This window comes from Amycolatopsis sp. MJM2582 (genome assembly GCF_000754115.1).
GTDB lineage: Bacteria > Actinomycetota > Actinomycetes > Mycobacteriales > Pseudonocardiaceae > Amycolatopsis > Amycolatopsis japonica.
This window is the reverse complement of sequence record NZ_JPLW01000001.1, coordinates 1,363,610-1,378,295: the sequence shown is the minus strand read 5'-3', so window position 1 is coordinate 1,378,295 and position 14,686 is coordinate 1,363,610. Positions and strand designations below refer to the sequence as shown.

The 14,686-nt window shown below is 70.0% G+C and carries 13 protein-coding genes; 8 read left to right on the top strand and 5 right to left on the bottom strand.

Features of this window, described 5'->3' with window-relative positions; all coding sequences use genetic code 11:
* The first annotated feature begins 13 nt into the window (after nucleotides 1-13).
* The 5 genes from ED92_RS06750 (at nucleotide 14) to trmB (ending at nucleotide 4,002) form a co-directional block, all read left to right on the top strand.
* Nucleotides 14-742: an ABC transporter permease gene (locus tag ED92_RS06750; protein ID WP_037334237.1), complete on the top strand. Its 729-nt coding sequence runs from the start codon at nucleotides 14-16 to the stop codon at nucleotides 740-742.
* A gap of 150 nt (nucleotides 743-892) precedes the next feature.
* The gene (locus ED92_RS06745) at nucleotides 893-1,813 is read left to right on the top strand and encodes an ABC transporter ATP-binding protein (RefSeq protein WP_037334235.1); all 921 of its coding nucleotides are present in this window, start codon (nucleotides 893-895) and stop codon (nucleotides 1,811-1,813) included.
* Nucleotides 1,810-2,562 (top strand): ABC transporter permease, encoded by a 753-nt coding sequence (locus ED92_RS06740; protein ID WP_037334231.1) that lies wholly within the window; start codon nucleotides 1,810-1,812, stop codon nucleotides 2,560-2,562. Before ED92_RS06745 ends, ED92_RS06740 begins: the two co-directional genes overlap by 4 nt.
* 169 nt (nucleotides 2,563-2,731) lie before the next feature.
* Nucleotides 2,732-3,274, top strand: a complete 543-nt coding sequence (locus ED92_RS06735) for a hypothetical protein (protein WP_037334228.1) — start codon at nucleotides 2,732-2,734, stop codon at nucleotides 3,272-3,274.
* Nucleotides 3,275-3,318: 44 nt separating this feature from the next.
* Complete coding sequence (trmB, locus tag ED92_RS06730; RefSeq protein ID WP_037334225.1) at nucleotides 3,319-4,002, top strand: tRNA (guanosine(46)-N7)-methyltransferase TrmB; 684 nt, start codon at nucleotides 3,319-3,321, stop codon at nucleotides 4,000-4,002.
* A gap of 222 nt (nucleotides 4,003-4,224) precedes the next feature.
* On the opposite strand, the gene ED92_RS06725 is transcribed toward trmB, so the two are convergent.
* Nucleotides 4,225-6,474 carry an FtsX-like permease family protein gene (locus ED92_RS06725; protein ID WP_037334222.1) on the bottom strand — a complete coding sequence of 750 codons (2,250 nt, stop codon included), beginning with the start codon at nucleotides 6,472-6,474 and terminating at the stop codon, nucleotides 4,225-4,227.
* Nucleotides 6,474-7,169 (bottom strand): ABC transporter ATP-binding protein, encoded by a 696-nt coding sequence (locus tag ED92_RS06720; RefSeq protein ID WP_037334218.1) that lies wholly within the window; start codon nucleotides 7,167-7,169, stop codon nucleotides 6,474-6,476. Before ED92_RS06720 ends, ED92_RS06725 begins: the two co-directional genes overlap by 1 nt.
* Nucleotides 7,170-7,350: 181 nt before the next feature.
* On the opposite strand from ED92_RS06720, the gene ED92_RS06715 reads away from it, so the two are divergent.
* The 3 genes from ED92_RS06715 to ED92_RS06705 all read left to right on the top strand — a co-directional run bounded on the left by ED92_RS06715 (nucleotide 7,351) and on the right by ED92_RS06705 (nucleotide 11,242).
* Nucleotides 7,351-9,126 carry a sensor histidine kinase gene (locus tag ED92_RS06715; protein ID WP_037334215.1) on the top strand — a complete coding sequence of 592 codons (1,776 nt, stop codon included), beginning with the start codon at nucleotides 7,351-7,353 and terminating at the stop codon, nucleotides 9,124-9,126.
* Nucleotides 9,123-9,773, top strand: a complete 651-nt coding sequence (locus ED92_RS06710; protein WP_037334212.1) for a response regulator transcription factor — start codon at nucleotides 9,123-9,125, stop codon at nucleotides 9,771-9,773. Before ED92_RS06715 ends, ED92_RS06710 begins: the two co-directional genes overlap by 4 nt.
* Nucleotides 9,774-9,934: 161 nt before the next feature.
* Entirely contained in the window at nucleotides 9,935-11,242 is a 1,308-nt protein-coding gene (locus ED92_RS06705; protein WP_037334209.1) for an amidohydrolase family protein, read from the top strand.
* Nucleotides 11,243-11,473: 231 nt separating this feature from the next.
* Here the strand turns inward: ED92_RS06705 and ED92_RS06700 are convergent, their stop codons facing one another.
* The 3 genes from ED92_RS06700 to ED92_RS06690 form a co-directional block, all read right to left on the bottom strand.
* On the bottom strand, nucleotides 11,474-12,160 hold the full coding sequence (locus ED92_RS06700; protein ID WP_037334206.1) for an SDR family oxidoreductase: 687 nt from the start codon (nucleotides 12,158-12,160) through the stop codon (nucleotides 11,474-11,476).
* Between the two features lie 95 nt (nucleotides 12,161-12,255).
* Entirely contained in the window at nucleotides 12,256-13,983 is a 1,728-nt protein-coding gene (locus tag ED92_RS06695) for a hypothetical protein (RefSeq protein ID WP_037334203.1), read from the bottom strand.
* A 53-nt stretch (nucleotides 13,984-14,036) separates the two neighbouring features.
* Nucleotides 14,037-14,654, bottom strand: coding sequence for a class I SAM-dependent methyltransferase (locus ED92_RS06690; protein WP_037334200.1), 618 nt, complete (start codon nucleotides 14,652-14,654; stop codon nucleotides 14,037-14,039).
* Nucleotides 14,655-14,686: the final 32 nt, after the last annotated feature.

Sequence of the window (14,686 nt, the reverse complement as noted above, 5' to 3'; positions counted from 1 at the left end):
GGAAAGAAAAGCCATGACTCTGCTCGCCGTGGAACGCATCAAGCTGTTCACCACCCGCTCACCCTGGTGGTGCGCGCTGGCCGCACTCGCGGTCGTGATCGGCTTCGCCGCCATCATCTCCAGTGCCGCGCCCGCCGGGGAACTCACCGACGTCAGCCTGACCCAGTTCGGTTACGGGTTCGGCATGGCCGTGATCATGGTGCTCGCCGCGCTTTCGGTGACCACCGAATACCGCTTCGGCACCATCCGGACGACCTTCCAGGCCGTGCCGAACCGCACTTCGGCGCTGCTGGCCAAGACCGGCGTGGTCGCGACCCTGTCGCTCGTGGTCGGCGAGGTCGCCGCGTTCGGCGCCTGGGGCCTCGCTTCGATCATGCGGCCGGAAGACCTCATGCTGAACACCACCGCGGAGTGGGTCTCCGTCGCCGGGGTGGGCGTGGTGTTCGCCCTCGCCTCGGTGATCGCGATCGCCGTCGGCATCCTGATCCGGCACAGCGCCGGCGCCATCTCGCTCGTGCTGATCTACGCCCTCGCGGTGGAGAACCTGATCCAGCTCATCCCGAAGATCGGCAAGAACATCTACGACTGGATGCCGTTCCACGTCGCCGACCGGTTCCTCACCGGGGGCCCCGCCGCGGCGGACGCGCCGCTGAACCAGGCAGGCTCGCTGGCCTACTTCGCCGGTTTCGCGCTGGTGTTGCTGGTCATCTCGCTGGTCGTCGCGAACAAGCGCGACGCGTAAGGACTTCCACAGGGGAGAAAGCCGGACGCCTCACTCGGGGGAGCGAGACGTCCGGACGGGGAGAAAAAGGGGAACAAGGACCGGGCCGCCTATCGGGGGGCAGCCCGGTCCTTTCCCGCGTAATGTCGGAATCCACCGGAGGGAGGGCTGATGATCGAGGCCATCGGACTCACGAAAAGCTACGGCGACAAGCTCGCCGTCGACGACCTTTCCTTCACCGCCGAAGCAGGACGGGTGACCGGGTTCCTCGGCCCCAACGGGGCGGGGAAGTCCACCACCATGCGGATGATGCTCGGGCTCGACAGCCCGACGTCGGGCACGGTGACGATCGACGGCCACGCCTACCGCGAGCTGCGTGATCCACTTCGGACGGTCGGCGGCATGATCGACGCCACCTGGCGGCATCCCGGCCGCACCGCCCGCGAGCACCTCCGCTGGATCGCCGCGACCAACGGCCTCCCGGACAAGCGCGTCGACGAGGTGCTCCGGCTCGTCGGCCTGGAGCCGGTCGCCCGCAAACGCGCCGGGCAGTTCTCGCTCGGGATGGCGCAGCGGCTCGGGATCGCCACGGCGCTGCTGGGCGATCCCCGGGTGCTGCTGTTCGACGAGCCGGTGAACGGGCTCGACCCCGAGGGCATCGTGTGGATCAGGAAGCTGATGCACGCGCTCGCCGCCGAGGGGCGCACCGTGTTCGTGTCCAGCCATCTGCTGCCGGAGATGGCGCAGACCGCGCAGGACCTCGTCGTGATCGGGCGCGGGAAGCTGATCTACCAGGGCACGATGGAGGACTTCGTCGGCCGCGCGAAGGGTCTCGGCGTGCGGGTCCGCAGCCCGCATCTGCCCGAGCTGCGGAAGGCGCTGACCGAGAAGGGCGCCGAGTTCCGCGAGGAGGACGGCGCGCTCGTCGTGTCCGAAATGGACAGCGATCACATCGGCGAGCTCGCGTTCGCCGCGGGCGCGACCCTCCACGAGCTGAAGCCGCTCACCGGCTCGCTCGAACAGGCGTACATGCAACTCACCGCCGAGGCCGTCGAGTACGGCACCGGCCAGGTCCCGGAGGTCGTCCGATGACCGCGGCGAACATGCTCCGCGCGGAGCGGATCAAACTGCTGAGCACCCGCATGCCCTGGTGGTGCGCGGGGATCGCGGTCGTGATCGCGCTCGCCTACACCGCGTTGTTCTTCGGCTTCGTCCCGCTCGAAGGCCAGACCGGCGTCAACTCGACGCAGGTCGCCAGCGCGCTCGGCCGCACCGTGGTGCTGGTCCTCGCCATCCTCGCGGCGGCGACGGAGTTCAGCTGGGGCACGATGAAGCTCACCTTCCAGGCGGTGCCCTCGCGGTTGCCCGCCTTGCTGGCGAAGGGCGCCGTCGTCGGGGTGTTCTCGGGGCTGATCGGCCTGCTGGTGGGCTTCGGCTCGTGGGCGATCGCGTACTTGATCAAACCGGCCGCCGACCTGGGCCTTGCTTCGGGCGCCGACTGGCGCGCGGTGGCGGGACAGGGCCTGACTTTCTTCCTGACCGGCCTGCTGGGCGTCGGCCTCGGGCTGCTGTTCCGCAGTCCCGCGTTCGCGCTCGGGTTCGCACTGGCCTGGACGCAGCTGCTCGAGGGGCTCGTCATGCTGATCCCGAAAGTGGGCGACGACATCTACCAGTGGATGCCGTTCTTCGCGGCGAATCAGTTTTCGGGGCCGGATCTGACGGTTTCGATGCTGAAACTCGAACCGCCGTTGGGACCGTGGGGCTATTTGGCTTATTTCGGCGGCATCTGCGTGATTGTTTATGCGGCCGGGCTGATGATCACCCATCGAAGGGATGCGTGAGCTTTTACCGCGGCCAAAGGAGTTAAGTCCACGTTAAGAGCCTGTGGCTTCTCTCACAGGAAGCGGACATACTGTTCCTGACCGGGCGATGCTCGGGATGAGCCTATTTCTCGGCTCTCGGCCCCGGAGGTGATCCTTGACGGTGGATTCCGGTCAGGGAGTGGAACGTATGATCCCGCAAGCCCGCACGGAAAGTATGCAGCCCCGGCTCGAACCCATGCTCGACCTCGAATGGTCACAGGCGATCGAACTGCCCCGCACGGTGGCGTCCGCGACCCGGCCGTCGGATATCCGCCGCGCCTGGGTGCATCGCGCTCCCGAAGATCTCGTCGTCGCGTTGTATCGCGCGTCGAGCGGAATGCACGGCGAAATTCCCGCGCCTTGGTGGCTCCGCGCCATCGTGGACGGACGGCTCGAATCGCGGGAGCTCGGTTTCCGCATCGAAGATCGCATCGCCGGCCTGCTCGGCAGGCGGCCCGGTTGGGAATTCGTGCCGTGGGCCGCGGACGGTGAATCCGGCTACTGGGAGTTCATGCCTTCCGAACGCGGCGCGTCCGGACATTCGATCCCGACCACGGTGCTGAACACCAGCCGCCACGACGGCTGGATCGATGTTCTTCCCGCGCATTCCAGCCCGACGCCCGCTCCGATCGCGGTCGGCGGTTTCGCCGGGCTGCGCTCGCGGCTGGGGGAGTTCGAAGCCGTCCGGTAACCGCCGCGTTTAATGGGCTGGTGGAAAACGAGGACCAGCCACGGATGCGCAGCGTGGTCAGCTATGTCAAACGCGGCGGCCGGATGACCGTCGGGCAGCAGCGAGCCTGGAACGAACTCTGGCCGTCGCTCGGCCGCACCGTCGGCGAACTGCCCGAAGGACCGGTGGACTTCGACGACTGGTTCGGCAGGCGGGCCCCGGTGATGGTGGAGATCGGTTCGGGCATGGGCGAGACCACGTCCCAGCTCGCCGCCGCCGCGCCGGAGCTGAACTACGTCGCGGTCGAGGTGTACGACCCGGGGCTCGGCCAGCTGATGCTGCGCGCCGAGAAGCTCGGGGTGGAGAACCTGCGGCTGATGCACGGTGACGCCGTCGTGCTGCTGACCTCGCATGTGGAGCCGGGCTCGCTGTCCGGCGTCCGGCTGTTCTTCCCGGACCCGTGGCCGAAGAAGCGGCACCACAAACGGCGGATCGTGCAGCCCGAGTTCGTCGCGCTGGTGGCCTCGCGGCTCGCGCCGGGCGGGACCTTCCACATGGCGACCGACTGGGAGAACTACGCCGAGCAGATGATGGAGGTCTGCTCGGCCGAGCCGCTCCTGCGCAACCGCCACGCCGGCGAGCCCGGCGGCTGGGCGCCGCGGCCGGAGTGGCGGCCGATCACGAAGTTCGAGAACCGCGCCGACGTGGAGGGCCGGATCTCGCACGACCTGATCTTCGAGCGGGTTTAGAGCGCACAGAAAGGGCCGGTCAGGACGTCCCCACGTAGCCTGACCGGCCCTTTCTTCACACCCCCGTGCCTTGGAACGCCCCCTGCGCGTTCCCGGTGCCCGTTCGTCCCTCCCCCGACAGAGAGACGACCGGGCACCCGGCCTCGTGGATGTGATCACCCGACTCCACCCACGAGACCTGCCCGCCCAGGCGCCATGACGCCATTCGGGCGAATCTTTTTTCTATTCGTCGGCCAAGGGCTCCGACTGCACCCGCTTGAGCGCCGGGGTCGAGACGGATGCCCCGAGCAACGCCACCCCGATTCCCAGCACCACGGGCGCCAGCAGCCACGGGCTCAGCACGACCGACTCCTTCTCGACCAGGCTGTAGAGCCCCATCCCGACGCCGATCCCGACCACCCCCGCGCCGATGGTGGCCACCATCGCGGGCAGGGCCGCTTCCATCCGCAACGCCCTCGCCAGCACCCGGACCGGTGTCCCGGCCGCGATGAGCGCCCCGAAGGTGCGGCGGCGGTCCATCACCGAACCCGCGGTCGCCACGGCCGCGCTGCAGCCGGCGAGCACGCCGGCGGCGATCAGGCCGATGACGGTGACCCGGCGCAGGTCGCCGAGCTCCTGCTGCTGGCCGATCAGGTGCAGGCCGCGGCTGCCGACCTCCTGGCCGGGGGCCGCGCCGACCAGCGCGGTCCGCACGACCTCGGCGTTGTCCGGGGTCGTCGGCACGATCACGTCGAAGCGTTCCGGCGTGACCCCCGCGGGCACCAGGGCCGGGTCGATGACGATCGTGCTGGACGTGTCCTCGTCACCCTGCGGGAAGAGGTGCACGGGAGCCTTCGGATCCAGCTGCGGACCGGCCTTGTCGTACTCCGACAGCACCCGGTACTCCGCCGGGTTGATGGCGTACCTGCTGTAGATCGCCGGACCCGGCTGGCACGTGCCGCCGAGGTTCACCCGCAGGAGTTTCGAGGCGTCCTCACAGGTCATCACGAAGGCCCGGTTCAGATTCTGCGAGCGGGTGCCCGGTTCGCCGGTGGACAGGTAGACCTGCCCGACCGCGACGGCCTTCTCGGTGATCCCGTAGCGGGCGAGGGACGCGTTGGTCTGGTCGGCGACCTGCCGCGCCTGGGTCGCGTCGGATTGGGCGTAGAGGACGTTGTCCTTGAAGGTCCGGCCACCACCCGCCATCGACTCGAACGAGGGCAGCAGGGTGAGCGCCATCGAGCCGGTGAAGACGGCGAGCACGACACCCGCTGTGGCGCGGTAAGCGCTCTTCGGGTCGTCGCGGAGCCTGCGTCCGGCCAGCAGCGACGCCGGTTTGCGCCAGATCCGGACGAACGTGCCGCCGACCGCCGAGGTGACCCACGGGCCGATGATCGCGGCCGAGCCGACCAGCAGGAACAGTCCGAGCATCACCATCGGCAGGCTGGCGTTGTCCTGGGTGATCGCGAAGAGGAAGAAGGCACCGGCCACGGGGACCGCCAGCAGCCGCCACCAGTGCAGCGGTTTGCGAGCGTGCGCCGAGGCCGCGAACAGCGGCGTCTTCAGCACGCGGCGGATACCGAGGACCCCGGCGAGGACGACCAGCAGCGGGATCGCGATGGCGACCGCGATGGTCGAGCCGACCGACAGGCTGAAGTCCGACGCGAGCCAGGTCCCGCCAGCCCAGGGAACAAACGTTGAGAGCCCCTGCAGCGCGGGCGCCACGAGGATGCCGAGCAACGCGCCGACGGTCGCGGACAACGCCGTTTCGGCGGCGACGATCTTCGTCACCTGGCCGGGAGTCGCCCCGGCGAGCCGGAGCGCGGCCATCCGCAGCTCACGCCGGGCGGCGGTGAGCCTGGCCGAAGACGCGACGAGCACCAGGCTCGGCACGAGCAGGACGATGACGCCGACCCAGGCGAGCAGTTCGAGCATCGGGTCGGGTTTCGCCTGCTTGTTGGGGAAGCCGTCCGCGGCGAGCGCCGTCTGCGGCATCGACTCCGGGGTGTGGCCGACGACGGCGACCAGCTGCTCCGGATACATCAGCGATTCAGGACCGAGGGCGTCGACGAGTTTGCCGAACCGGTCCCCGAGCTGCGCCTGCGGCGCGGACTGGATCAGTTTCCCGAGTTCGGGGGAAACGATCGACTCGCCGGGGGCGGGCAACCTCGGGATGCCCGGCGGCAGGCTGAGCATCGGCGCGGTACCAGTCAGGGCGATGTCGACGCGGATGATCTCGCGGTCGCCCGAGTAGTCCTTGTTCGACGCCATCAGCAGCGGCGCCGGCCGTTGGCTCTCCCCGGATTGGGAGTAGTAGCTGCCGATGTCCTGCCAGATCGCCCGCTGCGAACGGGCCTGCGTGGCACCGGGAAGAGAGGCGAGCAGGAGCACCAGACTGGTCGCGACGGCGACCCCGACCGCGGTGAGGATGGCCGACGTGCGGGTCCGGCGGTCGACCCGGAGCACCCGCATGGCCAGCTGGAAGCTGTTCATTACGCGGCCAGCCTCGTCGCGATCAGGCCGTCCCGGATGGAGACGGTGCGCGGCATGGCTTCGGCGAGCTCGCGGTCGTGGGTCACCACGATCACCGCGGCGCCGCTGTCGGCGGCCGCGGCGAGCAGCGCGTCCATCGTGACGCGGCCGGTGCGGGTGTCGAGCGCGCCGGTCGGCTCGTCGGCGAAGATCACCTTCGGCCGGTGCGTCAGCGCGCGGGCGATCGCGACGCGCTGCGCCTCACCGCCGGAAAGCTCGCCGGGGCGGCGCTTCTCCTTGCCCGCGAGGCCGAGCTTCGCCAGCCATTCGCGGCCGGCTTCGATGGATTCCTTGCGCCCCTTGCCACCCAGCAGCGACGGCAGCGCGACGTTCTCCTCGGCGCTCAGTTCGGCGACGAGCATCCCGGACTGGAACACGAAGCCGAACTCGGTGCGCCGCAGTTCGCTGCGCTTGCGCTCGTTGAGCTGGTCGACGCGCTGGCCCGCCAGGAAGATCTGCCCGGAGTCGGCGCGGAGGATCCCGGCGAGCACGTGCAGCAGGGAGGTCTTGCCCGAGCCGGAGGGCCCGACGATGGCGACCGCGTCACCCGCCTGGATGTCGATGTCGATCCCGGCCAGCGCGTGCTGTGTGCCGTACCGCTTCACCAGCCCGCGGCCCGAAAGCACCGGCTGCCCTGTCCACTGTGGATCAACCACCGTGATTCTCCCTAGTCAGTCACTGTGTGTTCCGCTTCGGTGAAGAGCTTCGCGGTGAACCACCTGTGTCCACTTCGGGCAGACGGCCAGTGCTGATCACCCGCGCATCGGCCGATCGGCCGACCCGGCTCGGGCCGGTCGGCCAAGGTGCGGACGGCGGGCGATCCTCTACCGTCACGGTGTGACAGCAGGTCCGGCCCAGAACAAGTTCACCGCGCGGGTGAGTGCGCTCGCGCGACGGATCGGCATGCCCGCCGTCGTCCTGTTGGCCGCGCTCGCGTTCGACCTGGTCTTCGTGACCGACGCGGCTTTCGACGACACGGGCCCCCGCGGCATCGATCTCCTGCTGTTCCCCGGCATTTTCGCGATGGTGTTCTGCGCGCTCTGGGCGCAGAAGCGGGCCGCCGTCGCCGCTGTCGCGGCCTCGGTGGTGCTGGTCGCGTACACGCTGGTCGTCCGGTACTTCAACATCCCGACCTACTCGAGCGTGCTCGCGCATCTGTCCATCACCGAGGTGGTGGCGGGGGTCGAGATCCTGTTCTACGCCGCACGGCGGACGCGACCGGGTGTCGCCTTCGCGGTGATCTCGGGTCTGGTGCTGGCCACGTTGACCGCGGTGTCCGGCCGGTATTTCTCCGGCAGCGATTCGAACGGCACCATGGCGCAGGCGATGCTGTTCGGCGGCATCCTGCTGGGCGGCACGCTGATCTTCGCGATCCCCGGCCGGGACCGCACGGCGCATCCGAAACGCTACGAGAAGCTGCAGAAGCTCAACAAGCTGGTGATGGGCCAATGGCCGCTCATCGGCCTGCTGGGTGTCGCGCTGATCCTGGAGTTCGGCTTCACCTACGAGAGCGGGGCGCACGGCTTCCCGATCCTGGTCTGTTCGATCGTCGCGGCGATCATCGCGGTCGCCGCGCCGCGCCGGCCCGCCGACGCGATGGTGGCGCTCACCGCGGTCATGCTGCTTTCGGCTCTGGTGACGCCGTTCCTGCGGCTCCGCTACGACTACGCCACGCCCGGCGGGGTGCCGGGGACGCAGATCGTCGCGGGGATGGGGCTGGTCGTCACCCTGGTCCGGGCGGTCGGGCTGAGCAAGGCCGTGTCCCGGATCGTAGGGCTTTCGGCCGTGGTCGCCGTGGCCGCGATCCTCAACACCAAACGGCCGGGCCCCAGGCTGATGACCGACCCGGACGAGATCGCCGGCCTCGCCGTCGCGGCGGTGCTGCTGCTCGGTATCTCGGTGGCGGTCGGCCTGGCGCTACGTTCGCGGGATTCGGAGCGCACGCAGGTCATCCAGTCGGCGATCAGTGACGCGCAGACGTCGGAACGGATGGCGCTGGCGCGGGAACTGCACGACGTCGTCGCCCACCACGTCACCGGGATCGTCGTGCAGGCGCAGGCGGCGAAGATGATGGGCGAGAAGAACCCGCAGGTCGCGGTCGAGGCGATGGGCCGGATCGAGGACGCCGGGGTGGAGGCGCTGGCGGCGATGCGGCGGCTCGTGCGGAGTATGCGCGGGGACGCCCCGGCCGGGAGCAGCGAGTTCAGCGAACAGGCCACCACCGATCTCGCCGCCGACCTGCGGACGCTGATCGAACGGTCGAACCACGGCGTGAAGACGTCGATGAAGCTCGAACTGCCGTCGAACGTGCCGCACGAGGTCGGGCGGTCGGCGTTGCGGCTGGTGCAGGAGTCGCTGACGAACGTCGGCAAGCACGCGTCGGGGGCGAAGGAGGCGCTGGTCATCGCCGAGGTGACCGGGAACGAGCTGCACCTCCAGGTGACCGATGACGGACGCGAACCCCAGCGGCGTCCGGCGGGCGGGTCGGGCGGCTACGGTCTGATCGGCATGCGCGAACGGGTCGCCCTGCTGCACGGCCGGCTTTCCGCCGGGCGGGCGCCGGGCGGCGGATGGCGCGTCGAAGCGTGGCTACCACTTGAAGGAGAAGAGTGATCCGGGTATTGATCGCCGACGACCAGGACATGGTGCGGATCGGCTTCCGGATGATCCTGGACGCGCAGGACGACATCGAGGTGGTCGCCGACGTGGCGGACGGCGTCTCGGCGGTCGCGAAGGCGCGGGAACTGCGGCCGGACGTCTGCCTGCTGGACATCCGCATGCCCGGGATCGACGGGCTCGAGGTCACCAAGCAGCTGGCGGGCCCGGACGTCGCCGATCCGCTGAAGGTGGTGGTGGTGACGACGTTCGACCTCGACGAATACGTGCACACCGCGCTGCGGAACGGTGCGAGCGGCTTCCTGCTGAAGGACGCCGGGCCGGCGCTGCTGATCGAAGCCGTACGCGCGGCCGCGCGCGGGGACGCGCTGGTGTCGCCGCAGATCACCGTCCGGCTGCTGAAGCATTTCGACGGCGGGGCGGTGAAACGCGACGTCAGCCCGCCTTCGGAGCCGCTGACGGCGCGGGAGCTGGACGTCGTGAAGGCGGCCGCGAAGGGGCTGACGAATACCGAGATCGGGGCCGAGCTGTTCCTGTCGCTGTCGACGGTGAAGACGCATCTGGCGTCGGTGCAGGGGAAGGTCGGTGCGCGGAACCGGGTGGAGATCGCGGCGTGGGCGTGGCGGAGCGGAGTTGTGGACTGAGCGGCGCGAGGGGCCCTTCTTTTGAAGTCGCGCCTGTAGGCCGAAGGCCCCGGTATCTCGGCGGCAGGGCGCCGATATGGAGAAGTGCCGTTCACGCGCAAGCCTCGTCCTGGCGACGAGATGGCGGTCGGCGCGATAAATGGCACCCGTAAGCTCGGTTCATGCAACGCCGTTTCCACGCTCCTGTCGTTCTCCCCGCCGACCCCGCCTGCTCGTTGCTGCGTGACGCCGTGGTCGACGTGGACGAGGCGGGGCGTATCACCCATGTCGGCCCCGCTTCCGAGGCGCCTGAAACGTCCGCTCCCGTGACCCGGTTGAGCGGCATCCTCCTGCCCGGTCTGGTCAACGCGCACGCGCACAGTCCGATGACGCTGCTGCGCGGGATGGGCGGCGACCTGCCGCTGCTGCCGTGGCTGACCGAGATCATCTGGCCGACCGAAGCGAAGCTGAAGCCGGCCGACATCCGTACCGGCATGCTGCTGGGCTCGGTCGAGATGCTGCGGCACGGTGTCACGACGAGCGCGGAGATGTACTTCGAGGGCGAGCAGCTCGCCGACGCGGTGCTCACCACCGGTGGCCGCGTGGTGCTGGGTCCGCCGATCATGGAACTGCCCGGGATGGATTGGCGCGCGATGCTGAAGAGCATCGAACGCTGGATCGACACCGACGGCCTGCGGTTCGGGCCGGGCGAGCGGATCGAGGTCGGCTACGGGCCGCACTCGGCGTACATGCTGAACGAGGAGGCGCTGCGGGCGACCGCGGAATCGGCGGCCGAGCGGGGCGCGCTGGTGCAGATCCACGTGGCCGAGGCGGCGCTCGAAGACGTCAAGCAGCGTGAAGCGCACGGCTCGGTGCCCGCGCTGCTGGAGAAGGTCGGGATGTTGCGGGGCCGGACGCTGGCCGCGCACGCGATCCACCTGTCCGACGAGGACATCGCGCTGTTCGCCGCCCGCGGCGTCGGCATGGCGCACTGCCCGGGCTCGAACGCGAAGCTCGCTTCGGGCATCGCGCGCGTGACGGAGCTTCGCAAGGCGGGTGTCGCGATCGGGCTCGGCACGGACGGCCCGGCGTCGAACGACGACATCGACCTGTGGGAGGAGCTGCAGCTCTCCGCGATGTTCGCGCGGCTCGCGACCGGCGACTCGACCGTGCTGACCGCGGCCGACGCGTTCCTGCTCGGCACCCGCGGCGGCGCGGACGCGCTGGGCCGGACCGACATCGGCGCGCTGGAAACCGGCCGGTGGGCGGACATGGTGCACGTCGACCTCGACGACCCGGCCTTCGCGGCCGGTATCGACGTGCCGGACGTGCAGCTGCTCTCGAACCTGGTGTGGGCCGCGGGCTCACGCCGCGTGCGCGACGTGTGGGTCGCGGGCGAGCAGGTCGTCGGCGACGGCGAATCCCTGCGCGTGGACCGCGCCCAGGTGCAAGCCGAAGTCGCCGACACCTCCGCACGCCTTCGCTCTTGACTCACCTACCCAGCCCCCCACCCGTCCCAGGGGGCGGCCCCGAAGCCAGTCTATCGGGGGTGGGGGCTGGGGCCCGGGGAAAAGTGCTGTTCAGGGGCTGGTTGTCCACAACCGGGGTGGGGCTGTGGACAACTGAGCTGGGCTCGTGCGCCCAATGTGGCATTGGGGACGTTGGGTGGCTCCGATGCCACATTGAGGGCACACGAGCAGCCAGCAGAGAGCGAAGCCGCGTCAGACCAGGCCCCGCGGGCGGAGAGTCACCTCGGTCGGGTGCGCGTCTCCGGTCGCGGAGACCGCGGCGAGGACGGCGGCCGCGACGGATTCGGGGCGCAGGAAGCGTTCCGGCTCGTACGCGCGGCCCTCGTCGGCGATGATCGCCTGCTGCATTTCGGTGTCCGTGCGGCCGGGGTAGATCGACGTCACCCGGAGCGTGGTCTCCTCCTCCCGCAGCGAGTCGGCGAAGGCGCGGACGGCGAATTTGCTCGCGGCGTACGGGCCCCAGCCTGGGCGGGCGTTCTGCCCGGCACCCGAGTTGATCACGACGACGTGCCCCTTCGAAGCACGCAGCGCGGGCAGCAGCCGCCTGGTCAGCGTGACGACGGCGAGCACGTTGACCTCGAAGTTCGCGCGCCAGTCGGCGTCGGTCGCGGTCTCGACCGTGCCGAGCCGCGCCACACCTGCCGAGTGCACCAGCACGTCCAGCTCGCCGAATTCGGCCGTCGCCGTTTCCAGCGCCTCGTCGTCGGTCAGGTCGATCGGCCACGGCCGCGCGTCGGGCAACGTCTCCGCGAGTTCGCCGAGCGCGTCGGCGTCGCGACCGCCGAGCAGCAACCGGTGGGTCGGAGCGAGCGCGCGGGCGGTCGCGGCACCGATGCCGCGGGTGGCGCCGGTGACGAGAGCCAGGGGGAGATCAGCCATACCCGCCACGCTAGTACGGCGGTCTCACGTGCTCGAAAGCGGAACTCGCGTGATTGAACGGCGAACTCGCGTGATTGGAGGGCGAACTCGCGTGATCAGGGGGCGCACACGACGGGAGGGGTCGCGACCCGCGGGAACCGCACGGAGCCGCGCGTGAAGGAACCGGCGAGGTTGTCCGCGAAGCGGGCGGCGGTGAGCGGGTCGCGCACCGAAGCGTCGATCGCGCGAAGGGCCGGGCAGTCGAGCGCGGCGCGGGCGGCGGCGACGTCCTCGGCGCGGGCCGGGCCGCCTTCGGCGATCGGGAGGCGGGCGGAGTTCGCCAGTTCCCAGACCGGCGGCAGCCATTTCTGGTGGCCGGGGCGGCCGTTGGGGAGCGAGGTCGAATGCGCGGCGAACGGGTTGGCGAGGCCGTAGCCGTCGCGCAGCCGCACGTCGAGCGGGATCAGCAGGCCGAGGGCACCCATGCTGTCCGCCGCGACGGTGACGTACGGCCGGTCCGTCGGGTACGCGTACCAGCGCCTGGTCGCGTAGTCCTGGACAAGCACCGCCGGGCCGACCACGCCGTGAACGGCCTCCAGCGCCGACGGCATCAACGGGTGGTCGGCGTAGTCGCCGGCCAAGACCGGGTGTTCGTGCCCGGTCGACCGTGACCAGAACGACCGCTCGTCCGTGACGCCGACGGCGCGCGGAGAAGCCGAGGACGCCGGGCGGAGCGACGCGGCGGCCACGAACGCCCAGATCCCGACGACGACCAGGAGCGCCACGGTCAGCCTCGTCACCGGCAAGGCCAGCGCGGGCAACAGCAGGCAGAACAGCGCCGGAAGCAGCATGCGTCCGTGCATGAAATCCCCGCCGACGCGGATCACGTACCCCGCGAGCAGCAACGCGCCGACGAGCGGGACCGCGGTGAGCACCACGAACGTCTTGTCCACAGTGGACGAAACCGTGGCGGCCGCGACGGCGAGCACCAGCAGCGGCAGCCACAGCCAGTACGGCTGGACGAGATCCACCAGATAGGCGCAGCCACGGGCCCAGTTCGCCTCCGACGCTTCCTTGACCAGGGCGGTGTTCGGCGTCAGCAGACCGTAGTAGCCCATGCGGAACACCTGATACGCCAACGGGAGCGCGCCCGCCACGGCCAGCAGGCCCAGCGCACGACGCCGTCCCGGACGCATCAGCACGAGCAGCGACACCAAGGCGACGACGCTGAACAGCGCGAGATCCGGCCGCACCAACGGCCCGAGACCGGCGACCAGCGCGACCGGCCAGGTGCGCAGATCGTCCACTGTGGACGCACGGCGGACGAGCAGCCACCAGGTGCCGCCCAGCCACAACGTGATCAGGCCGGTCTCCAGCCCGGACGTCGCGAAGTCACGGAACGGCGGCAGCGCGCAGACCACCAGCGCCCCGGCGGGCGCGAGGCCGTGGAACGCCAGCGGCTGGTAGAGCCGCCGGGCGCCGTCCAGGCCGAAGAACAACCCGGCGACGGAGAAGACCAGCCCGGTGACCACGGAGATCCACTCCAGCGGCACGCCCGGAATCAGCCCGAGCACGCTCAGCACCGCCGTCCACAAAGGACTGGTGTTCGTCTCGACACGTTCGCCGATGTTGAACACCGGCCCGTTGCCCGCGAGGATCTGGCGGACCGTGCGCAGCACGATCAGCCCGTCGTCGCTCATCCAGCGACGGCGCCAGGCCAGGTCGGCGTAGACCATCAGCACCAGGCCGAACCCGAACCACGTCCACGTCGACGGCCGGCGGAACCAGGCGCGCGAAGGCCAGTCGGGCGTGTTCTCGCCCGTGGTCGTGTTCGTCTGCGTCATGACCCCGCCCGGCTCGGTTGCGTGCGCAGGAGATCAGGTCCGCGGCCCGCGCGTCAAACCGCCCGGGCGGACAGACAGGCCTGTGGCCATTTCCTCCCTTCCATGATCAGCCGCGCGACGACCTCGAAGCCTGCCTGACCCAGCAGGTCGGCGATCCGGCCGGGATCGAGCAGGTAGGCGTCGTAGCTGACCGGGTGGCCGTACGCCGTTTCCGGGCTCAGCCGTTCGTCACCGACGTGGAATCCGACCAGCAGACGTCCTCCGGGCGCGAGCGTGCGACGGAACTCCGCGAAGACCTCGGGGAGCACCTCCGGCGGCAGATGGAAGATCGACCACCAGGCGACGAGACCGCCCAACGAGCCGTCGCGGAACTCCAGGGCCGTCATCGAGCCGACGGAAAACCGCTGGTCAGGGAACTGCCGACGGGACACTTCGATCATTTTCGGCGACAAGTCGACACCCGTGACGTCGAGGCCGAGCGACGCCAGATGGGCGGTGACGTGCCCGGGACCGCAACCGACGTCGGCGACCGGGCCGCGTACCTGTTCGGCGAACGCGGCCAGCATCGCGCGACTGATCGGCTCCTGGTCGAAGCGCGGGCCGATCAGCGCGGCGTAGTCCTCGGCGACGGTGTCGTAGGACTCGCGGATGGCATCGAGATGAGTGGTCACGGTGGGCGACGCTAGTGGCACCCACCGACAAT